We start from the raw sequence: 20,586 nt of genomic DNA, 5'->3' as shown, positions 1-20,586 counted from the left end.
GGCGTCTGGAACCGACGAATCGTGGTCATCGTTCCTCGGCCCTTAACTTCACTATCGAGATTCAACCGACCCTTAGTCACAAAACACCCAAACTTTTTCCGAACCGAGACCCATGCTCAGGGGGTCCGGCCGTGGTCGAGAGCCGCCTCGCCTGGTAGAATCAATGTATTGCACGAACCGGAACAGGGAGTTCCGGGTCGATAGAGAGCGGATCCCGGCGACCCGATCGGTCTCCTCCATCGCTCGGCTGATCCGAGCCCATTCCCGAGCACCCATGCCCGACACCAACTCTCCCCATCCTGAAGGCTCGCCCGACGAGGAATCGCTCCGAGAGGAATTTCCGGTCCTCCCGCGCCGGGCTCGATACCACGACGTTCAGGACGAGATCGACCCCGCCACGGTCTCTCGATCAAGTCCCGAACGCCAGGAAGCGGCCCTCGCGCTGGCCAAGGTCTGCGCCCGGATTGCCCACGAAAATCGCGCCCGCGATGTCGTCTTGCTCGACCTGCGCCAGTCCACCCCGTTGTTCGATTACTTCGTGGTGATCACCGCGCCGTCTCGCCGACAACTCAACGCGATCATCTCGGAAATCGATCACGAGATGAAGCAGCGCAAGGAGTTCAAACTCGGCATCGAAGGGTCCGAGGAAGGCCGCTGGACCCTGATCGACTACGGCGATTTCGTCGTCCATGTCTTCTCCGAAGACGCCCGAGAGTTCTATTCCATCGAGGACATCTGGGGCGATGCCCCCCGGATCGAGTGGAATGAGCAACCGGACGACTCCTCCTCGGCTTCGACCGCTCCCGACCAGCCCTCGGCCTGACCCGCTGCGACCCTCCCGCCTCTCCCGGACGCGATTGCCACCCATGAACGTCTTGATGCGCCTCCGCCGAGCGTTTGCCGACGCCGCTCCCGAGGGAGTCTCCCCCGACGAATTCGCCCAGGCCGTTCGCCCGAGCACCGACCCCAAATTCGGCGACTACCAGGCCAACGGCTGCATGGCCGCGGCCAAGCGCGCAAAGCAAAACCCCCGCGAACTCGCCGCCCAGGTCGCCGATCGGGTCCAGCTTGATCCCATCGCCGATCCCCCCGAGATCGCCGGCCCCGGCTTCCTCAACGTCCGCCTGCGCTCGGAATGGCTGTCGGAGGTTCTCGTAACCCTTCTGAACGATGACCGGCTCGGCGTCGAACCCGTCGAAGCTCCTGAGTCGATCATCATCGACTACTCCTCGCCGAACGTTGCCAAGCCGATGCACGTCGGCCACATCCGCTCCACCGTCATCGGCGAAAGCCTGGCCCGGCTCCTTAGCTGCCTCGGTCACAAGGTCATCCGCGACAACCACCTGGGCGATTGGGGCCTCCAGTTCGGCCAGATCCTCTGGGGATGGAAGCACCACCGCGACCCCGATGCCTACGACCGCGACCCCGTTGGCGAACTCGCCCGCCTCTATCGCCTGGCCGCCTCGAAGATGAAGCTCGCTGAGGATCTCGGCCCGAAGCTCGACAAGGTCCGCGCCCTCGAAGCCGAAGGCAAGGCCGACGAGGCCGACGCCCTGTTCGCCAAGCTCCTCGGCGATTCCGGCCTCTCCCGCTCCGAGATCGAGTCAACCGTTGCTGAAGGGAAATCCGTCGTCGAGCAATCCCGCGATGAAACCGCGAAGCTCCATGCCGGCGACCCCGAGAACCGCCAGCTCTGGGAGCAGTTCATGCCCCATTGCCTCGGCGCTCTCGAAGGCATTTACGAGCGCCTCGGCGTTCGTTTTGATGTTCAGCTCGGCGAGAGCTTCTACGACACCATGCTCCCCGCCGTGGTCGACGACCTGAAGGCCAAGGGGCTCGCCGAACCCAGCGAAGGGGCGACCGTCGTCTTCACCAAGGCCACCAAGGCCCCGATGATCGTCCAGAAACGTGACGGCGCTTTCACCTATGCCACCAGCGACCTGGCCAAGGTCAAATACTGCGAGGACGAGTTCCACGCCGATCGCCTGCTCTACGTCGTCGACAGCCGCCAGGGAGACCACTTCAAGCAGGTCTTCGACGTGGCCAAACGCTGGGGATTCGCCGACGTCCGCTTCGACCACGTCGCCTTCGGCACCATCCTCGGCGCCGATCGCCGCCCCTTCAAGACCCGATCCGGCGACGTTGTCGGCCTTGAATCCCTGCTCGACGAGGCCGTCGCCAAGGCCCGCGAGGTCGTCAACGCCAACAGCCCCGACCTCTCCGACGACGAACGCTCCCGCGTCGCAGAGGTCGTCGGCATCGGCGCCGTCAAATATGCCGACCTGTCGCAGAACCGGCTCAGCGACTACGTCTTCGACCTCGACAAGATGGTCGCCATGACCGGCAACACCGCCACCTATCTTCAATACGCCTACGCCCGCACCCGCTCCATCTTCCGCAAAGGCGAAACCACCCCCGAGGCAATCCGCTCCGCCGTTCCCCCCATCCTCCTCACCCATCCCGCCGAGCGATCCCTCGCCCTGACCCTCGTCCGCCTTCCCGAGACCCTCGACACCGCCGCCTCGGAACTGAAGCCGAACATCCTGACCGACTACCTCTTCGGCCTCGCCAACGACTTCAGCTCCTTCTTCGAGCAATGCCCCGTCCTCAAGGCCGAATCCCCCGAGCGCCGCTCCAGCCGCCTCGCCCTCTGCGACCTCACCGGCCGCACCCTCGCCTTCGGCCTCAACGTCCTTGGCATCGACGTTGTCGATCGCATGTAAGGCTATCAAGCATCGGAGCCGCCTTTATGTTATTGTGTGCGCGTGCTCATGTCTCAATCGAATGCTGGGTGCCACTGGCTCTGCCAGTGCCGGGCCGGACCGGAGCACTGGCAGAGCCAGTAACACCCAGATATTAGCACCTTTCATCCGCCAGTGCCAACCCGCCGGTAGAGTGCCACCCGGCCGCCGCCATTCACGGCCAGATCATGCGACGTTCGATGGCAAGCCGCCCTCCAGCAAGTGCCTCGGCTTTGCGAATGAGGAAGTCAGCGGTACTCACGTGCCCCGCCGCTTCCTCCTGCCAATCCTCGAACAAGTACACGTCATCGTTGTCAAGATCCCAACGTGTGAAGGTGTAGCCTAGTGAACTGCAAACCCGCCCCCTTTCGACCCGATCGTAAGGAGTCCGGAGGCGAACCTGCTCCAGGCAGTGCTCGCGTTCTCGGAGCAACTTGGCGGCCATTCGCCAGTGCGCGACTTCACGGAGAACGCTCCGATCACGCTGGGTATGCATGCGGCGTTCTCGCTCAGCCGCAAGGCCGAGGGCGATCAGTATTACCCCGAGTAAGGCCCCAAGAACCCCTCTTCGAAGACGCATGAACCGTCCTCCAGACTGCGGTGTGGTCGGGTGACGTGCGCTTTGCCCCGGTCACCCGTCGTTGTCGAGGCTGCGCAGCCATAGGAGGCCGACGATCATGACTCGCCGATCAGTCAATCTCTGCGTCCCCTGAAAACCTTGTGTCATTTCGCCGGGTGGCCCGGACAACGGCACGTTGTCCGGGCGGCGCAGCCGCAGGAGGCCGAAGACACCGCGTCGCCTGTCAATGATGCTCGGCTTCTTCTGAACGCCTCTCGTCGCTGCGCGACCCGGACAACTCGGAAGTTGTCCGGGCCACCCGCGTGGTTCCATCGACGAACGATTCGGTCGCGGGTCGTCTCGGCAGAGCCTTCCGAGCCCTGGTGAAGTCAAGAGTACCACCCAGCCGTATCTTTCCCCATTCAGTTCATGGGGAGGCCATGAACTGCATTCACTCATGGGTCGACTCGGTCCCACTCCTGCGGGGTATACCATTGCAGGTCGGCTACCCGCCCGTCCGTTCGTAAGACGGCGTCGGCCACCTCCACGAACTGTCCCTGTTCGTCTTCCCGCCACCGGCCCCGCCACCAGTCCGCCCATCCGCGCCAGGGGTAGCAGGCCAGCAGCCAACGCTCCTGCTCACCCCCGACCAAGCCGATCTGGCAGTCGATCCGCAGGTGGGGCAGCCGGCAGGCGAAGCCCCAGGCGTACTGCTCATCCTCCGGCGGTGTCACGTCCAGCCCTGCCGCACAGAGCGCCGCGACGAACTCTTCGACCGCAGGCCGTGCAAACGGCGCGTGGTCGTCGGCCGGGATAGGGACATCCCATACGAAACTCGCGAACGTCCGAACCACATGTCGAGCCCCGGCCTCACCAAAAGGAGGCGGACGAAATTCCGTGTTGAAACACTTCTGTTCGTCCGTATAACCCCATCCACTCGTTTGATTTTCTCGGGTTTCTTGGGATCGGGCAAGCGAAATCCGGGAGAAACGCGGGCACTTGAGGCAACCATGTCCGAACTGCTCGACACCCGCCTCACAACCAGGAAAAAGTGACTACGCCCCTCGATTTTCACGATGATATCAAGTGTCCGCTCGATCCTGGTCCGCTCCGACTGTCCGTCCCTCGTCATGCACAGCGGAACGAAACGCGGGTCGAGCACGAATTCAGACGCACCGAGAGTCACCCTCGCACCCTTCGAATCGAGGCGGCAGCACCATGAACGCGCACCTTTCGCAAACGAGCGGTCCGAACTTTGAAGAAACTCAGCAACCACCCAGCGCCAACGCGATCACGCACGGCCTCACCGCGAAACGGCCGCTGAGTGAGCAAGAGCGGGAGCGGATGGAAGTCATCGTCGCGCAATGGACGACCAAGGCGTTCCCGGAAACGCCGCCGGAAGAGGCGTTGATCGCGTCGGCGGCCATCGAATATGTGCGTTATCTGCGCTGCGTCGATGCGGAGGAAGCTCGCCTGAAGTCGGGCACGCGGCAGGCACTCAAGGACTGGCAGGAGCAGCGTCGTCATGCCGTGCGCCGCAAGGCACAGGATCTCAAAAACAACCCCGACACCGTGATCGACGAGTATTATGAATCCGCCTTCGGCATCGACTGGATGCTCCGCCAGTGGCGACAGTTGCGGGCGACGATCATCTCGGGGCGAGGCTGGAGCGGCCGAGACCTGATCGCCGCCATGAACCTGCTCGGCCACGGTACGACCCCACCGGACGACCCAGAGGGCGAGCCGGCCTTCGTCTGGAATCAGGCGGCCGCCGCCTTCCCCAAGGCCTTCCAACCCCTTTCCGAAGTTCCCGGCGATCGCGCCGCCGCCGACCGTCTGATTCCCTTTCTCGACGATCAGATCGCCCGGCTCGAAACCCTCCGCCCGATCGTCTGGGCCGAGGTCGACGCCCCCCAGGCCGAGGCCATCGAAACCGCCGCCCTGGTCGATACGTCGAAAGACGGCCAGCTCCGCCACCGCTACCGACGCGACGCCTTCCGCGACTTCCACAAATCCCTCAATGCCTTGACCCGCCTCCGCTCCGAACGTTCGAAGAACGACGCCCGCGAGGCGAAGCTTATGAACGCCTCCACTTCCCGACGCTCCGAGGCCCCCGCCTTCGTTCCTCCCCCGCCCCCAGCCCGTCCCGAACCGGCTCCCCTCGAATCTCGAAACGAACCCCCGCAGCGGCCCGATTCCGAGGCGGCCGATCGTCATAACCCCCAATCAGATCAGGTGATCCGCAATACCACTTCCGACCCTTCCTCCCCCGTCTCTCAGCGCACCGAACCGCGCACCGAGGGGCGCACCGACACCGAGCGGACCGATCCGAACCCCCCGTCCGCTGCGATCGTCCCCCCGCAGACCACCCCCCGAACCCCCCGAGACACCCCGAATTCACCCTGACCGACCCATTCCCTCATCCCAGCCACCCCCGAAGCCCCTCGGATCTGAAGAGCCGCGTCCAACGTCCCCTCCGAGGATTCCCCCTGCTCCCTTCGGATTGGACCTTGCGAGCATCCTTGAGACGACGGCCGCCCCAACGTGAACCGCCCTTGACGTCGCTCCGATCCACCACGAGCCCCACGTCCCTCGCTCCTTGGCAATTCGAAATCGAACGGAAGCAGAAGAACCATCTTCCCGGAAGGCGTTGCGGGCGGGTATGATCGTCTGATTCGAAGCCTCGCGGTCGATGGTCCCCTGCACGGACCAACGTGAGGGAGGAATTCCGGGTCCGGTCCGGGTATCGCTGAGTCCTGAGTTGGAGGGCCGAGATGGCCTCGAAGTCAAGCGTCGAGAAGATGAAGAAGATCGAGGAGCTGATCGCCAAGTACGCCGAACGGCGCAAGCAGCTCAAGGAAGCCGGTGACTACGCCGCCCTGGCCCGCCTGCCCCGCAATTCGAGCAAGGTCCGCCACCGCAAGATGTGCGCCCTGACCGGCCGATCCCGCGGCAATTACCGCAAGTTTGGCATCTCCCGCATCATGCTCCGCCAGCTCGCCCACGAAGGCAAGATCCCCGGCATGAAGAAGGCCAGCTGGTAATCTCGCTCACGAAGCGCCGGACGAGTTCCACGTCTGTCCGGCCTTCCGTCCGATCGGCGGGATGCTCCCAAATCCTTCCCGCCGAACCTCCCGCCGCTCCAGGGTCAGGCGATTCGGCCCTTCTCCCTGAGACTTTGGTGATGACGGCCGCCGTCCCCCATGCGGCGGTCCCGTCAGGCCCCCGTGATTCAACGCAGCATCCCGCGTCCGGGGCCTTGCATCGTTTGACCGGCATCGGGAGACTGGCCCTCGTGGTCCGGGACCGCCCGCGCCCCTCGATTGTCCACGTCGACAGGATTCGATGCCATGACGAGAATTCCCCCCGATCGGTTGGTTTCCCGAAGGCTCCTTGCTGCGTGCCTTACGCTGGCCTCGATGCTGGTCGGCTCCTCGACGATCAATGCCCAGGATGCCGAGCCTGTCGGCCTTCGCGCCGGGGCGGCGACGAGCAACACCACCCCCGCCCTGGGGTCGTCTCTCAACGGCAACATGAGGGACCAGCTCGCCTCGAACGTTCACGACGAGACGCATGCCCGTTGCCTCGTCCTTGACGACGGAACCAACCGCCTGGCCATCGTCGTGGTCGATCTCTGTATGATTCCGAGAGAAGTGGTCCTCGACGCCAAGCAGCAGATCGAAGCCGCCACCGGCATCCCGGCCGATCACGTCCTGATCTCGGCGACCCATACGCACTCGGCCCCGACCTGTGCCCCGGTCTTCCAGAGCGACACCGTTCCGGGCTATCCCGAGTTCCTCGCCCGCCGCATCAGCGACGGTGTCCGACGCGCGGTCAACAACCTCGAACCGGCCGAGGTTGCCTGGGGAGCCGGATCGAACGATCGCCAGGTCCACAACCGTCGCTGGCACCTGAAGCCCGAAGTCACCCTCACCAACCCGTTTGGCGGAACCGACAAGGTCCGGATGAATCCGGGGGCCGCCAGTCCCGATCTCGTCAAGCCGGCCGGGCCGATTGATCCGGAGGTCTGGGTCCTCTCCGCGCGATCCCGAGACGGCCGCCCGATCGCCCTCCTGGCGAACTACTCCCTCCACTACGTCGGCGGGACCCGCGGTGGCGAGGTGTCGGCCGACTACTTCGGCATGTTCGCGAACCGGGTTGCCGAGTTGCTCGACGCCGACCGGCTCGACCCTCCCTTCGTGGGGATCATGTCCAACGGCACCAGTGGCGACATCAACAACATCAACTTCCGAGAGCCCCGGGCCGCTCGCCCGCCTTACGAACAGATGCGGCTCGTGGCCGACGAGCTTGCGACCGAGGCGGTGAGGGTGACCCAATCGCTCGACTACCGATCCGACCTGACCCTCGACGCCCAGACCACCCAGCTTCAGCTTGGTGTCCGCTTGCCGAGTTCCGAGGACCTGGAGCGAGCCCGAGCGATCGTCGAGGCCGCCGAAGGGCCAATCATGACCACGCTCGAACAGATTTACGCCCGCGAATCGATCCTCCTGAGCGAGTATCCCGAAACCGTCCCGGCCACGATTCAGGCGCTCCGGATCGGCGACCTGTCGATCGCGGCGATCCCCTGCGAGGTCTTCGTCGAGATCGGTCTGCAGCTCAAGCAGGAGAGCCCCTTCCCCTCGACCTTCACCGTCTCCCTTGCCAACGGCTACAATGGCTACCTGCCCACCGCCTCCCACCACGAACTCGGCGGCTACGAGACCTGGCGAGCCCGATCGAGCTATCTGGAGGTCGATGCCGCCTCGAAAATCACCCAGGAGGTCCTCGACCTGTTCTCCACCTTGAAGTCCAGGGAGTAGACTTCCAAAGGACCGAGCGATCGAGAGGCGATCACCAGGCATCCCGAGGCCTCACGAAAGCTTCATCGAACCTTTGGCGATTCCTGAGGGAAGGATGCTGAGAAATTCCGTATCCTTCTCTCAGTCACATCCCCCCTGGGCCAACGCCGGGTTGCACGACCCCTACCGACCCCCCCGGCGTTGGCCTTTCACTTCCTTCCTGGTGCCGGTGCGGTCGCCGAGGCTCGGCTTCGCTTGCTTGTCGGAACCGCCTTCGGCTGGTACGATCCCCTCATCGAATCTGGGCGTGAGCGGATTGAGGACCGAGGTCAATCGGATGATGTCACGAGCCGAATCGCGCGTCTGCGGGCCTGACGTCATGGAGGAGTTGCTCCGTCTCCTCGCCCGCCAGATTGCCGACGGAAGGATGCCCCACACCCGTCTCTGCCTGATCGGCATTCGGACCCGAGGGGTTCCGATCGCCGAGCGATTGGCCGCGCTGATCGGTGGCGACCTTCCCCCCGTGGGAGCGGTGGACATCACCCTCTATCGCGACGACCTGGGTCGACAGGGACACTGGCCGGTGCTCAAGGGGACCGACATCCCGTTCGAGGTCGACGACGCCGAAGTCGTGCTGGTGGACGATGTCCTCCACACCGGCCGAACCGTTCGGGCGGCGATGAACGCCGTCTGCGACCTGGGACGACCGGCCCGCGTTCGCCTGGCGGTTCTCATTGATCGAGGCGGTCGGGAGTTACCGATCCAGGCGGATTACTCGGGCAAGGTGTTCGAGGTCGACTCCGGCGATCGGATCGAGGTCCGCCTGAACCCGATCGACCCGGTCGACGAGGTCGTCCGCGTCGGCCTTGATTCCGCATGACGTTCCCTTCCTGATTGATCGGCTTTCCGGCGAAGGAGAAACCGCCGTGAGCACTGCGCCGGCCTCGGCCGCGACCTGGACCCGCCGCCACCTGCTCGGACTCGAAGAACTGTCCGCCGAGGAGATCACCGCGATTCTCGACACCGCGGAGTCCTTTGCCGAGGTCTCCGACCGCCCCCGTAAGAAGGTCCCCGCCCTGCAGGGAAAGGTTGTCTTCAACCTGTTCTTTGAGAATTCGACCCGGACCCGGACCAGCTTCAGCCTGGCCGCCAAGCGGCTTTCGGCCGATGTCCAGGACTTCTCGGCCAGCACGTCGAGCCTCTCCAAGGGGGAGTCGTTCATCGATACGGCCCGCAATATTGAGGCAATGGGCTGCGACGTGATGATCGTCCGCCACTCGATCTCGGGGGCCCCTCACCTGCTCGCCAAGCACGTGGGATCGTCGGTCATCAACGCCGGAGACGGCGCCCATGAGCATCCCACCCAGGGCCTGCTCGACCTCCTGACGATCCGTCGCAAGAAAGGCCGGATCGAGGGCTTGACCGTCGGGCTGGTCGGCGACATCGCCCACTCTCGGGTGGCCCGCTCGAATATCTGGGGCCTGACGAAGCTCGGGGCCAAGGTGATCCTGTGCGGCCCTCCCACCCTGGTTCCCCGCAGCTTTGAACAACTCGGCTGCGAGGTCGCTTACCACCTCGACGACGTTCTGCCGAGGCTCGACGTGATCAACGTGCTCCGAATTCAGGCCGAACGTCAGCAGCGAGGGCTGTTTCCTTCCGTATCAGAATATTTCTACTTTTACGGTGTGACCCAGCAGCGGATTCTTCGGTCGCGTCCCGATGTCTTGCTCATCGCTCCCGGCCCGATCAACCGGGGGGTTGAGTTGACTCCCGAAGTGGCCGATGGCCCCCACTCGGCGATCCTCGATCAGGTGACCAACGGCCTTGCGGTTCGCATGGCGGTCCTTTACCTCGTCAGTGGGCGGGCTTCGCAGGGGGATCGGGCCGATTGATCGACAGCGGTTCGTTTCGTGGGGGCGCGTGTGTCTGGAGTCATGCCGAGTACTGTGCGTGACAACCGGATGGAGTGATCGGCGGCTGGCCGTGGTCGACCTCGGCAGCCGAAACGCTCGTTGAAGTGAAGTCGAGGAGGCCCCGCTCGTGCTCGACGGACGCGAGGTCGCCCGTTTTGCCGTGAAGGATCTCTTGCCGTGAGCACCATCCACATCAAGGGCGGACGCCTCATTGACCCGAGCCAGGGGATTGATGCCACACTCGACCTCTGGCTCCGCGAAAAGCAAGTGCTTGCCGTGGGGCGCGACGGCCCGGAGCAGGTGGACGAGGTCATCGACGCGACCGGGTTGATCGTTTGCCCCGGTCTGATCGATTGTCACGTTCACCTCCGCGAACCGGGCAACGAGGAAGACGAGACCATCGCCACCGGAGCCGATGCGGCCCTGGCCGGTGGCGTGACCACCGTGGCCTGCATGCCGAACACGATCCCACCGCTCGATACACCGGCGGGAGTCGAGTACATTGTTCTGCAAGCCAAACGCGCGAAGAAGTGCAACGTCTACCCTGTGGGCGCCGTCAGTAAAGGACGAACCGGGAACGAACTGGCCGAACTGGGCCGCCTGGTCGAGGCCGGTGCCGTTGCGTTTACCGACGATGGCGCCCCGGTCGCCAACCCCGCCCTGATGAAGCGGGCATTACAATATGCAAGCATGTTTGACAAGGTCATCATGCAGCACTGCCAGGTCATGGAACTGACCGAAGGCGGGGTGATGAACGGCGGGTTTCAGTCGATGCGCCTCGGGATTCCCGGCATGCCGCCGGAGGCCGAGGATATCATGGTCGCCCGAGATATCCGCCTGGCCGAGGTTACGGGAGGCCGCTTACATATCCAGCACATCTCGACCGCCAGGGCGGTCGATTGTGTTCGGGAAGGGAAGCGGCGCGGTGTTCGCGTGACGGCCGAAGCCTGCCCGCATCACTTCACGCTGACCGATGATCGGCTTGCATCGTTCGATTCTCATTTCAAGATGAATCCCCCCTTGCGCACGCAGTCCGATGTTGAGGCGGTCATTGAAGGGTTGACCGATGGGACGATCGAGATTCTCTCGACCGACCATGCGCCTCATGCTCCCGAGAAAAAGGCTCGCGAATTGAACCTGGCCCCCTTCGGAATCATTGGGCTCGAAACGCTGGTCCCGTTGACCATCTCCTACCTGATCGAGCCGGGACACCTCGACTGGTCCACTGCAATCCGGATGCTCACCATCGCTCCGGCTCAGCTCCTGGGGCTGGATCATCGCAAGGGAAGCCTTCGACCCGGCTTCGACGCAGATGTGACGATTCTCGACCCGTCCGCCCGATGGGTTGTCGATCCCAGTCAATCACGCTCCAAGAGCCGCAACACCCCGTTCGGCGGCTGGGAAGTCACAGGACGGGCCCACACGGTCATCGTCAATGGTGAGGTCCGGTTCCGAGCCGGTGAGCTGACTTCTCCGTGAGTTGTCTCCCCTCGCCGACGAGTTCCTGAGAAAAAAGTCGGGCCGGACCTCGCGCCGATCACGCTGAAGATCATCGTGAGGTTCGACGCGGTTCGAACCGAAAACCGGCGGCCCGGCATGTCCTTAAACGATGCCGGGTCCCTCGCCTGCACCGTTCTCCTCGTGGTGGGGAGCCTTGATGATGAACTGCGCGCGCACCTCGGCGGCCGATCGGGCCGATCGCGGACCGGATGAGGTCCGCGCCCAGAATGACCGAGAGCGAGACTCCGATCGCTTGATTGAGGATTGGATCACGTCTCGAATTGAAGGGGTTTCTCATCGCTCGAAGATGGGGTTCGGTCCTCGGTCGGTGCCGATTGAACCCTCGCTTCGCCGGGTCCAATCGCACCGGTCACCCGACTCGGATCGCTTCGCTCAAGCGCAGGGATGGAAACGGCTTCGCCTTGACCATCGAGGCGAGGTGACGGTGGTCCACCTGGTTGATCCCTGCTTGATCCACGAGGGGCCGCTCGCGGAGTTGCGAAGTGAACTTCGAGCCGTGACGACGGCCGGTTGTTCGCGCATCATCCTGAACCTGGGTCGGGTCGAGCAGGTTTCCAGCCAGTTTCTTGAGATCCTGACGACGCTCGATCGCCTTTGTTCCAGCCGACCCGGTGGTCGCCTGAAACTGTCCGGCGTTGGCGCCGAGGTCCAACGGATCCTCGAACTCTGCGGACTCGAACGGTTTTTCGAGGTCGCTCCGAATCTTCCTTCCGCCCTGGATGGACCGTGGCCAACGGGTGGCTGTCGAGTCCCGATCGAGCTGCTCGGTTTCCTCGATAAGCCATGGGAAATTGGATCGGAGTCTCCCCGTATGAGGGAATCTTGCTCGTCTTCAGGTGATCTGAACGGGGTTCTCGATCCCCCGGTCCATCTGACGATCCGACGGGAGGGAGTCATCCTGGGGACGCTCCGAATTCCGCCGCACGGCTTACGAATCGGACGCGATGCTCCTTGCGAACTTCGGCTTCGTCACCCCTCGGTAAGCCGTGTGCATGCCTGGATCGGTTTCCGCGATGGCCAGTTGCATCTTGAGGATCTCGGGTCGAGCAACGGAACGATGCGAGGGGAGGAACTATTCCGATCCTCCTCGGTTGTGCTGAGGGAGGGAGAATCGTTCTCGATTGGCCCGTACCGTCTCGCGACAGCCGTTCCTGTCGTTGGTGAACACTCACGCGGTGGGGATGTGCCAGAGCCTGCGAGGCAAGGCACAACGTCTGATGCATGGCAGGAGCATTCACAGGAGAATGATGAGGCGTTCACCACCTCAGACGATCAGGGTTCACCATGCGTTCGCGTTGAGTTCATCAATGATGTCATGGTGCTGGCCCCGACGTACAGTCAACTGGACCAGGAAGATGCGATTGAGGAATTGCGCGCGTGTCTTGATCGCTTGATTCGCCGGCCGAACAGGATCGTCAACGTTGTAATGAACCTCGCTCCCGTTGCCTCTCTCTCTGGACGGGCCATTGGGCTGATTCTGGCCCAACACCTGAAACTGAGGCGGCAGGGTGGCAGTCTCCGACTTGCTCAACCGGCTCCCTCGGTTCGGGTTGCGCTGGAGGTCGTCGGGATTTCGACGCTGGTTGAGACCTTTTCGAGCCTGGACGACGCGGTTCTGAGCCAGTGGCCAGCCTGATCGTGTCGTTTGCCGCAAGACCGTTTGTTGACTATGCTTTTGGATAAGGAGCGCAACCACCGACCCGCAGAACCGTCGAACGGATGAGCCTGATGAGATTGCTGATCGACGGCTACAACCTGATGCATGCTGCCGGACGGATGAACCGTCGATTCGGCCCGGATGGCTTGCGCCGGGCTCGACTCCGATTCCTGAACGAACTGGCGATCAACCTGGGTGTCCACCAGGCCAGCGCAACGACAATTGTCTTCGATGCATCGAGTTTGCCGCTCAATCAGGCTCCCGAGTCGGTCTGTAAGGGGATGAAGGTCATTTATGCGATCGACGATGAGGACGCCGATACGAGGATCGAACGGCTGATTGCCCAGGATTCGGCCCCTCGTTCGCTCACGGTCGTATCGAGCGATCGTCGGATTCGACGGGCCGCGCAACGGCGTCGGGCAATTTCGCAATCCTCGGACGACTTCCTGGATTTTCTAGAGAACCTCCGCTCGCGCCGAGCGCCTCGCGTGAAGACCGAGGCAGGTGGGAAGGACGTCGAACGGCTTCGCCTGGATCGACTTGCTCCTGAGGAGGTCGATGCGTGGGTTCTCGAATTTGGTGAGCCCATCACGTCGCTGGATCAGACACCTCAGGATTCGACCACGTCCTCGGATTGGTGGAGCGATCTCGACCTGGAGCAGGTGGCTCAGGAGGTCGAGCGTGAATTTCACCAGCATCTCAAGCTGATTCCCCGAGATCCTCGACGTTGAGGTCGTGCGGTGGGGACTGGCAGCGGGCCTCGCTCCTTTGGTAAAACCAATCGCAGTCACGATGCGAGGAACGGCGAGACGTTTCGGTGTGACCTGCGTTCAGTGGCGCGATCGGTTGAGATCAACGGGATCACGATCCGAGAGGATCCTCTCCGGCTGCCGTCTCGACCCGAAGCCGATCGAACCGCCCTGACCCGGTCCCCCGGCACTCGGTTCGAGACGATTCCCGAATCGCAACGCAACGGGAATTCCTCCTTCCAGAACCGGCCGGTTCTTCCTCTCGAACACACTGGCATGCGACACACTGGGTTCGACCGACTCCCGCAGTCCGAGGCCGACTCGAATTCCGAAGGATAGCGACCGACGATGAAGATTCATGAATACCAGGGGAAGGACCTTTTAAAGGCCGCCGGAGTCGCCGTCCAGGAGGGGAAGGTCGTTACGACTCCCGAAGAAGCCGCGAGCGCGTTTGAGCAGCTTGGCTGCGATCTTGCGGTGGTCAAGGCCCAGGTTCATGCCGGCGGCCGTGGGAAAGGGATCGCCATTGGTCCCGACGCCGACCGGGCCGAGGCCCTGGCTATTGCCTCGGGCCAGAAGCCGCGCCCTGAGGGTGTGGCGCGAGGGGTGCAGTTGGTGCGAAGCGCCGACGAGGCTCGCAAGGCCGCCGAAAGCCTCTTGAACAAGACCCTGATTACCTATCAAACCGGCATTGATGGGGCGAAGATCAACAAGGTTCTCGTCGCCGTCGGTCACGACATCTCGCGAGAGCTTTATCTGGGACTGGCCGTCGATCGCGCGGTGCAAGCTCCGGTCCTGATGGCCTCGACCGAGGGCGGGGTCGAGATCGAGGAGGTCGCGCAGAAGACTCCCGAGAAGATTCACCGGGAAACGATTGACGTGGGGCTGGGCCTGGCGGATTTCCAGGCTCGAAAGCTAGTCAAGGCCCTGCAACTGGAGGGTCCGGCGGCCAAGAACGGCCAGAAGTTCTTCAAGAATTTCGTGCAGTTCTTTCTGGATTCCGATTGCTCGCTCGCCGAGATCAACCCGCTGATCGTGACCGATGCCGGCGAGGTGCTGGCGCTCGACTGCAAGCTGAATTTTGATGACAACGCCCTGTACCGGCACCCCGACATCGCCGCGTTGATCGACCCAGCCGAGGAAGACGCGAACGAGATGAGAGCCGCCGAACACGGCCTCTCGTACGTGCAACTCGACGGCGACATCGCCTGCCTGGTCAACGGAGCGGGTCTGGCCATGTCGACGATGGATGTCATCAAATATCACGGCGGAGAGCCCGCGAATTTCCTCGATGTGGGGGGTGGGGCGAACAAGGATCAGGTGCTGGAAGCGTTCCGGATTCTGCTCGCTTCGGACAAGGTCAAGGCGGTGCTGGTCAATATCTTCGGCGGGATTATGAAGTGCGATACGATCGCCGCCGCGCTGCTGGCCGCGTACGACGAGATTGATTTCAAGCTCCCGCTCGTCGTTCGACTGGAAGGGACCAACGTTGAGCAAGGGATGAAACTGCTTGAAGACTCGGGTCGCAAGATCATCACCGCAAAGGGCCTGACCGATGCGGCCCAGAAGGTGGTGGCCGCGGCGAAGTCGGGCTGATCTGCCCTGGCTTGGTGATTGGTTCCGGTGTTGGAATCACGACGCAATCATGTGGGGTGGGCGCCGCCCATCGTTCCTTGATCGGTGGGGTTGCCCACCTTGACACGCCCTGAATCCCAAACGACCATGAGCATCCTTGTCGATAAGAATACGCGATTAATCTGCCAGGGCATCACGGGAAAGGCCGGTGCCTTTCATTCCGAGCAGTGCAAGGCCTACGGCACTCAACTCGTGGGTGGCGTGACTCCCGGCAAAGGGGGCACGACCACGCTGGGCGTTCCGGTGTTCGACACGGTCGATGAGGCGGTGAATGAGACGGGAGCCGATGCTTCCATGATCTTCGTTCCGCCCCCCTTCGCCGCCGATTCGATCATGGAAGCGGCCGATGCCGGAATTCGGGTGATCATCGCGATTACCGAGGGGATCCCGGTTATGGACATGGCCCGCGCCGTGGCCTACCTGAAGGCGCATCATCCCTCGGCGCGACTCGTGGGTCCGAATTGCCCGGGAGTGATCACGCCGGGCGCCTGCAAGATCGGCATCATGCCGGGATATATTCACAAGCCCGGCCGAGTTGGCGTGGTGAGCCGATCCGGCACCTTGACGTATGAGGCGGTCTGGCAGCTCACGAACCTGGGAATCGGCCAGAGCACCTGCGTCGGCATCGGCGGCGATCCGGTCAATGGCACGGACTTCGTCGCGGTCCTGAAGATGTTCCAGGATGATCCCGACACCGATGCCGTGATGATGATGGGAGAAATCGGTGGGAACGCCGAGGAACAGGCAGCGGCCTACGTGAAGTCGGGGGCGTTTACCAAGCCGATCGCGGCCTTCATCGCCGGTCAAACGGCTCCTCCCGGCAAGCGCATGGGGCACGCCGGGGCGATCATCTCCGGAGGATCGGGGAAGGCATCGGACAAGATCGCCGCGCTCGAAAACGCGGGGATCCTGGTGGCGAAGAGTCCGGCCGACATGGGGGTCACGCTCCAATCGGCCATGGCCAACGCCTGACACAATCGGGCCTGGTCCCTGACCCGACCTCAACCCTCTGGGAGCTGAGCGACCGTTGGCGCCTGATCGAGCTGCCGATTCCCGAGACACCCGGGCCGAACCATCAGACAAAGCGTTCGAGAACCCCTGGACAACCCTTTCCGGAACGGTTCACTACGAGAATCCCTGGATTGCGGTTCGGGAAGATCAAGTCCTTCGGCCCGACGGGGCTCCCGGCATTTATGGAGTTGTTCACTTCAAGAATCGCGCCATTGGTGTGCTACCGGTGGAGGAGGATGGATCCCTCTGGCTCGTGGGGCAGTACCGTTATCCGCTCGATGCGTATTCCTGGGAGATTCCCGAAGGCGGATGCCCGCCCGGTGAGTCTCCCGAGGAAACCGCTCGTCGAGAATTGGTCGAGGAAACGGGACTGACCGCCGGACACTGGGAATTCCTCGGGACGATGCACCTGTCCAACTCTGTTAGTGATGAGGTGGGATATCTGTATCGGGCCACTCAGTTGACACTTGGCAGGAACCAGCCCGAACCGACCGAACAACTTCAAGTGCGTCGGATTTCCTGGGAAGATGCGCGTGCGATGCTTGATCGAGGGGAAATCACCGATTCGATGAGCATGGTCGCCTTGCTGAAGGAGGCCCTTCGCCGTCTCTGAGGCCTCACCGATGATCGCATGCGACTGTGTTCGATCGAGCAGGAGTCGACGTGGTCACTCACGCATGCCGTAGGCTCGGGAATCCAACCGGTCCATCCCTCGACGCGGGGTCCCACTCGTTCGAGCGACGCTTGACGCGATGGAATGACGGAACCTGTGTTCCAAACCGAGATTCCTTGTTCGTGTTCGGGGGGCGAATCCTGATGAAACCGATTCAAAAAATTCTTGTGCCCTTGGAGCATGAGGTCGAGTCTCCCAACGCCGTCGATCGCGCGATCCGGCTGGCGAAGCATTTTCAGGCCTCGATCACGTTGCTCGGCGTCGTCCAGGAGTTGCCCTGGTACGCTCGGATTGCCCTGCATGATGCGGAGCAAGTGGACCACGCGGTTGTTGAGGATTCGAGACGGCGAGTTGAACGTCTTGCCGGGACAGTCTCGGTCGAAGGGATTCGGGTGGAGACACGGGTGGTTCATGGTCGGCCCGCCCTTGAGAGTGTCCGAGAGGCAATCCGAGGTGGTCACGACCTTCTTCTGAAGGATGCGGCTACGTCCAAGGAGGGGGCGTTTCATTCGGCAGACCGACAGATCCTGCGCAACTGTCCTTGTGCGGTCTGGCTCTCCCGGTCCGATCGCCCGCACGCCCCCGTAGGGAAGGAACGCATGTTGGCGCTCGTGGATCCCGCTCCCTTGGGGAGTTCTCCCGCGTCGTCCGCGGATCGTGAATCGGTCAGCACAACAATTCTCGACCTCGCGGTGCAACTGGTCGAGGCCGAGCAGGCGGAGCTGATCGTTGCGCATGTCTGGGATGCGACGGCACAGGGGATCTTGCGCAATTGCGGATACACCGAAGATCAAATCGACACCTATGTGAACAACGTCCGATCTGGAGTCTCCCGGACACTCGAACGACTTCTTGAGCCGTACCAGGGGCGCATTGATCCGGACGCGGTTCAATTGCTTCGGGGCATGCCGAACACGGTCATTCCCGAGTTTGTGGACGAGCAAAAGATCGACCTGATCGTCATGGGCACGATGGCTCGATCGGGAGTCGCGGGAATGCTGATCGGCAACACGGCCGAGTCGCTCCTGAGCCAGGCAGATTGCTCGATTCTGGCCGTGAAACCTGAAGGCTTCGTTTCGCCGATTCACGCAAACACCGCTCCTGAATCGAATTTCAAGGAGTAACTGATCCTTGATCTTTCACTCTTTGATTCATGCGGAGTGAGCCTTCGCTGGCCTGTTGAGCCGGATGAGACTTCGGGGCATTCGCCTTCCCCCGTCTTCGGCTCGGAGATGGATCGATGCGCAAAGCATGCGGAACCGGAGGTGGTTCACGGTTTGGGGTGGAGATTGGCAAGGATTCTTGATTGCAGTGACGCGATGCAGAGACGCGTGTCGAGAGAGTTTTCTCGCATCTTGTATCACATGCTATCTTCGCTCCCTGGTCTCTGCTATGATGAAAACCGGTTGGTCTGACGACAGAGTGAGCGAGGTGGGACCGTTTCTAGCGCCTCCATCCGTCTTCCTCCTTCGCCGTTCCCGCCAAATCGGGCTTACGCTGAGCCCCTTTCTCTCCGGCCCGGAAAGTAACGTAGGGCCGGTATGTCTGCGTCCAGGAGAGCAGTGGTGGGCAAGAAACTCTACGTCGGCAACCTGACCTACTCGGTCAACAGTTCAGACCTGGAGCAGTTGTTCTCGCAGTTTGGCACCGTCCAGAGTGCGCAGGTCATCGAGGACCGGGAGACGGGCCGTAGCAAGGGCTTCGGCTTCGTCGAGATGGATACCGAGGCCGAGGCTCAGGCCGCCATCGACGGCTTGAATGACCGCGAACATGACGGTCGGCGTTTGACCGTGAACGAGGCCAAGCCCCGAGAAGACCGGGGTGGTGGCGGTGGCTACGGCCGGGGTCGAAGTGGCGGCGGTGGCGGTTATGGCGGAGGGGGTTACGGCGGCGGTGGCGGCCGACGTTATTAATCGCCCGCCACGACAAGTCCTTTTGAGGAGTCCGCGCGTGCGGACTCCTCGGTCGCTCCGGCGGTCGCCCCTGGAATGGCTTCCTCGGTGACCTGTTCCCCTTCCACCGGGAGGCCTTGATGAACTCGAAGCATCTGCATATGCCGGTTTCGACGCGGGCTCGCTGTCCGGTCTGCCAGCAGCCCGTTTACTCTCGGGCCGGTATCCATCCGCAGTGCGCCGTGCGTCAGGCGGAACCACCTCGACCCAAGGCCAAGGTGGCGAAGGCTGCTTCCGAACCGTCAACACCCGGTTCCGGGGGCTCTGAAGGCGTCTGACGGCGACCTTTGAGGGTTGGGCGTTTCGCCGAAGTCCGTGGTTCGGGGATGGTGTGGGTTCATACCATCCCCGGCTCGCAGCTGGTGCTGGCTCGTGCGTGATGTCTCAGGTCGGGTCGGCAGTTCATGATGGGCCACGGCCCACGCTCTCCTTGATTCGTTTCCGGAGAGACAGACGTGAGGAGACGTTTCACTCTGGGCGAAACGAACCTCAAACAGCACTCGATGCGTTGTCGTCTCAATTTTCGCTGAACTTGCGGATTCCCGAAGCGATCGGTGTTCACTCTGGAGACCGGGCTCGCCAGACGAGCACGTGGCCGTGGGAGCATCGACACCGATAGACCCCTTGCCTCGGTCGTCGAATGCGGACGTACCGGGCTCCGCAGCCGCCGCATGTCGATTCCCACCGCGCCGCGTCCTGAGTGGTCAGCGGAACGACGGGCCTTCGAGCGGGATCACCTTTGTACTCGAAGGTGAGGGGCGATCGGGCTGCGCATTTGCAACGGTATCCGCTGAGGCTCTTCGGTCGTCGATAGAGATGGGCGGTGTTTTGGCACGAGGGACAGGTGGCCTGCCAGTCGCCCGGTTCCACCACGACCGCGTTTGAGGTCTCACAGGATCGGGGAGTTGCTCCGAGCTGCCTCGCCACGGCTTTCCAGGCCGGGCCGTGGCCGGCACCAGGACCGGCAATCGCATGGGCAATCTCGTGCAAGAGTGTGTCAAGTACCGTCTCGGCCGGGCTGTGCCGGGCGTAGTATTCGGCAATCTCAATGCGTTTTTTCTGGTACTTGCACGCACCCAGACGGCGCTTCGTTTTCGACAGCCCGAAGCTCCAGCCGAGAAGACCGTGCCGGTTCAGTTGCTGGCGGGCAATGTCGTGCAGTTGCTCCAGATCCATGGGTTTGCTCGTTCAAATCGTCATGCGTGATGATTCGTGTCCGCCGTCGCTCAATGATTGTAGGGAGAATCGCGCAAAAACCGAGAGGGTCTGGTTCCTTTCGGATGGGTTGCCTTGTCTGCGAGCCGACGTCACAACGAGAGGAGATCGCGTCATCAGGTCTTCCCGCTTGATCCCCGGTGGATCGTCCGAGAGGATGG

The 20,586-nt window shown here is 62.6% G+C and carries 18 protein-coding genes; 15 read left to right on the top strand and 3 right to left on the bottom strand.

From position 1 onward, the window contains the following. Window positions 1-274 precede the first annotated feature (274 nt). Window positions 275-823 (top strand): ribosome silencing factor, encoded by a 549-nt coding sequence (gene rsfS / locus GA615_RS07675; protein ID WP_152050697.1) that lies wholly within the window; start codon window positions 275-277, stop codon window positions 821-823. A gap of 43 nt (window positions 824-866) precedes the next feature. Further along, complete coding sequence (gene argS, locus GA615_RS07670; RefSeq protein WP_152050696.1) at window positions 867-2,723, top strand: arginine--tRNA ligase; 1,857 nt, start codon at window positions 867-869, stop codon at window positions 2,721-2,723. A 193-nt stretch (window positions 2,724-2,916) separates the two neighbouring features. Here argS and GA615_RS07665 read toward each other — a convergent pair whose 3' ends face one another. Together GA615_RS07665 and GA615_RS07660 are read right to left on the bottom strand one after the other, a co-directional pair. After that, complete coding sequence (locus tag GA615_RS07665) at window positions 2,917-3,321, bottom strand: hypothetical protein (protein ID WP_152050695.1); 405 nt, start codon at window positions 3,319-3,321, stop codon at window positions 2,917-2,919. 434 nt (window positions 3,322-3,755) lie between these two features. Continuing rightward, window positions 3,756-4,034, bottom strand: coding sequence for a hypothetical protein (locus GA615_RS07660; protein ID WP_152050694.1), 279 nt, complete (start codon window positions 4,032-4,034; stop codon window positions 3,756-3,758). A gap of 484 nt (window positions 4,035-4,518) precedes the next feature. Between GA615_RS07660 and GA615_RS07655 the strand changes: the two genes are divergently transcribed. The 13 genes from GA615_RS07655 to GA615_RS07595 all read left to right on the top strand — a co-directional run bounded on the left by GA615_RS07655 (window position 4,519) and on the right by GA615_RS07595 (window position 19,171). After that, window positions 4,519-5,706 (top strand): hypothetical protein, encoded by a 1,188-nt coding sequence (locus GA615_RS07655; protein WP_152050693.1) that lies wholly within the window; start codon window positions 4,519-4,521, stop codon window positions 5,704-5,706. 368 nt (window positions 5,707-6,074) lie between these two features. After that, window positions 6,075-6,344 carry a 30S ribosomal protein S14 gene (rpsN, locus tag GA615_RS07650; RefSeq protein WP_152050692.1) on the top strand — a complete coding sequence of 90 codons (270 nt, stop codon included), beginning with the start codon at window positions 6,075-6,077 and terminating at the stop codon, window positions 6,342-6,344. 306 nt (window positions 6,345-6,650) lie between these two features. After that, window positions 6,651-8,120 carry a neutral/alkaline non-lysosomal ceramidase N-terminal domain-containing protein gene (locus tag GA615_RS07645; protein ID WP_152050691.1) on the top strand — a complete coding sequence of 490 codons (1,470 nt, stop codon included), beginning with the start codon at window positions 6,651-6,653 and terminating at the stop codon, window positions 8,118-8,120. A 319-nt stretch (window positions 8,121-8,439) separates the two neighbouring features. Beyond that, window positions 8,440-8,979 (top strand): bifunctional pyr operon transcriptional regulator/uracil phosphoribosyltransferase PyrR, encoded by a 540-nt coding sequence (gene pyrR / locus GA615_RS07640; protein WP_152050911.1) that lies wholly within the window; start codon window positions 8,440-8,442, stop codon window positions 8,977-8,979. Window positions 8,980-9,025: 46 nt separating this feature from the next. After that, window positions 9,026-9,991 (top strand): aspartate carbamoyltransferase catalytic subunit, encoded by a 966-nt coding sequence (locus GA615_RS07635; protein ID WP_152050690.1) that lies wholly within the window; start codon window positions 9,026-9,028, stop codon window positions 9,989-9,991. 198 nt (window positions 9,992-10,189) lie between these two features. Beyond that, window positions 10,190-11,491 carry a dihydroorotase gene (locus GA615_RS07630; RefSeq protein ID WP_152050689.1) on the top strand — a complete coding sequence of 434 codons (1,302 nt, stop codon included), beginning with the start codon at window positions 10,190-10,192 and terminating at the stop codon, window positions 11,489-11,491. Between the two features lie 130 nt (window positions 11,492-11,621). Further along, window positions 11,622-13,169 carry an STAS domain-containing protein gene (locus GA615_RS28680; RefSeq protein ID WP_152050688.1) on the top strand — a complete coding sequence of 516 codons (1,548 nt, stop codon included), beginning with the start codon at window positions 11,622-11,624 and terminating at the stop codon, window positions 13,167-13,169. A 92-nt stretch (window positions 13,170-13,261) separates the two neighbouring features. After that, the gene (locus GA615_RS07620; protein ID WP_161602220.1) at window positions 13,262-13,921 is read left to right on the top strand and encodes an NYN domain-containing protein; all 660 of its coding nucleotides are present in this window, start codon (window positions 13,262-13,264) and stop codon (window positions 13,919-13,921) included. A gap of 366 nt (window positions 13,922-14,287) precedes the next feature. Beyond that, complete coding sequence (gene sucC / locus GA615_RS07615) at window positions 14,288-15,535, top strand: ADP-forming succinate--CoA ligase subunit beta (RefSeq protein ID WP_152050686.1); 1,248 nt, start codon at window positions 14,288-14,290, stop codon at window positions 15,533-15,535. Between the two features lie 126 nt (window positions 15,536-15,661). Beyond that, a complete protein-coding gene (sucD, locus tag GA615_RS07610; RefSeq protein WP_152050685.1) occupies window positions 15,662-16,546 on the top strand; it encodes a succinate--CoA ligase subunit alpha in 885 nt (294 codons plus the stop codon). Window positions 16,547-16,601: 55 nt separating this feature from the next. Continuing rightward, window positions 16,602-17,198, top strand: coding sequence for an NUDIX domain-containing protein (locus tag GA615_RS07605; protein WP_152050684.1), 597 nt, complete (start codon window positions 16,602-16,604; stop codon window positions 17,196-17,198). 203 nt (window positions 17,199-17,401) lie between these two features. Further along, window positions 17,402-18,382: a universal stress protein gene (locus GA615_RS07600; protein WP_152050683.1), complete on the top strand. Its 981-nt coding sequence runs from the start codon at window positions 17,402-17,404 to the stop codon at window positions 18,380-18,382. Between the two features lie 441 nt (window positions 18,383-18,823). Next, window positions 18,824-19,171 (top strand): RNA recognition motif domain-containing protein, encoded by a 348-nt coding sequence (locus tag GA615_RS07595; protein ID WP_152050682.1) that lies wholly within the window; start codon window positions 18,824-18,826, stop codon window positions 19,169-19,171. Between the two features lie 597 nt (window positions 19,172-19,768). Here GA615_RS07595 and GA615_RS07590 read toward each other — a convergent pair. Then, window positions 19,769-20,386, bottom strand: coding sequence for a SprT family zinc-dependent metalloprotease (locus GA615_RS07590; RefSeq protein ID WP_152050681.1), 618 nt, complete (start codon window positions 20,384-20,386; stop codon window positions 19,769-19,771). Between the last annotated feature and the right edge of the window lie 200 nt (window positions 20,387-20,586).

Source organism: Tautonia marina (assembly GCF_009177065.1).
Classification (GTDB): Bacteria; Planctomycetota; Planctomycetia; order Isosphaerales; family Isosphaeraceae; genus Tautonia; species Tautonia marina.
This window is presented reverse-complemented; position numbering and strand designations above follow the sequence as displayed.

Bases quoted from the DNA above. Each gene is read 5' to 3' on its own strand.
- rsfS (WP_152050697.1), top strand. From the start codon at position 275: ATGCCCGACACCAACTCTCCCCATCCTGAAGGCTCGCCCGACGAGGAA.
- argS (WP_152050696.1), top strand. From the start codon at position 867: ATGAACGTCTTGATGCGCCTCCGCCGAGCGTTTGCCGACGCCGCTCCC.
- GA615_RS07665 (WP_152050695.1), bottom strand. From the start codon at position 3,321: ATGCGTCTTCGAAGAGGGGTTCTTGGGGCCTTACTCGGGGTAATACTG.
- GA615_RS07655 (WP_152050693.1), top strand. From the start codon at position 4,519: ATGAACGCGCACCTTTCGCAAACGAGCGGTCCGAACTTTGAAGAAACT.
- rpsN (WP_152050692.1), top strand. From the start codon at position 6,075: ATGGCCTCGAAGTCAAGCGTCGAGAAGATGAAGAAGATCGAGGAGCTG.
- GA615_RS07645 (WP_152050691.1), top strand. From the start codon at position 6,651: ATGACGAGAATTCCCCCCGATCGGTTGGTTTCCCGAAGGCTCCTTGCT.
- pyrR (WP_152050911.1), top strand. From the start codon at position 8,440: ATGTCACGAGCCGAATCGCGCGTCTGCGGGCCTGACGTCATGGAGGAG.
- GA615_RS28680 (WP_152050688.1), top strand. From the start codon at position 11,622: ATGCCGGGTCCCTCGCCTGCACCGTTCTCCTCGTGGTGGGGAGCCTTG.
- GA615_RS07620 (WP_161602220.1), top strand. From the start codon at position 13,262: ATGAGATTGCTGATCGACGGCTACAACCTGATGCATGCTGCCGGACGG.
- sucC (WP_152050686.1), top strand. From the start codon at position 14,288: ATGAAGATTCATGAATACCAGGGGAAGGACCTTTTAAAGGCCGCCGGA.
- sucD (WP_152050685.1), top strand. From the start codon at position 15,662: ATGAGCATCCTTGTCGATAAGAATACGCGATTAATCTGCCAGGGCATC.
- GA615_RS07600 (WP_152050683.1), top strand. From the start codon at position 17,402: ATGAAACCGATTCAAAAAATTCTTGTGCCCTTGGAGCATGAGGTCGAG.
- GA615_RS07590 (WP_152050681.1), bottom strand. From the start codon at position 20,386: ATGGATCTGGAGCAACTGCACGACATTGCCCGCCAGCAACTGAACCGG.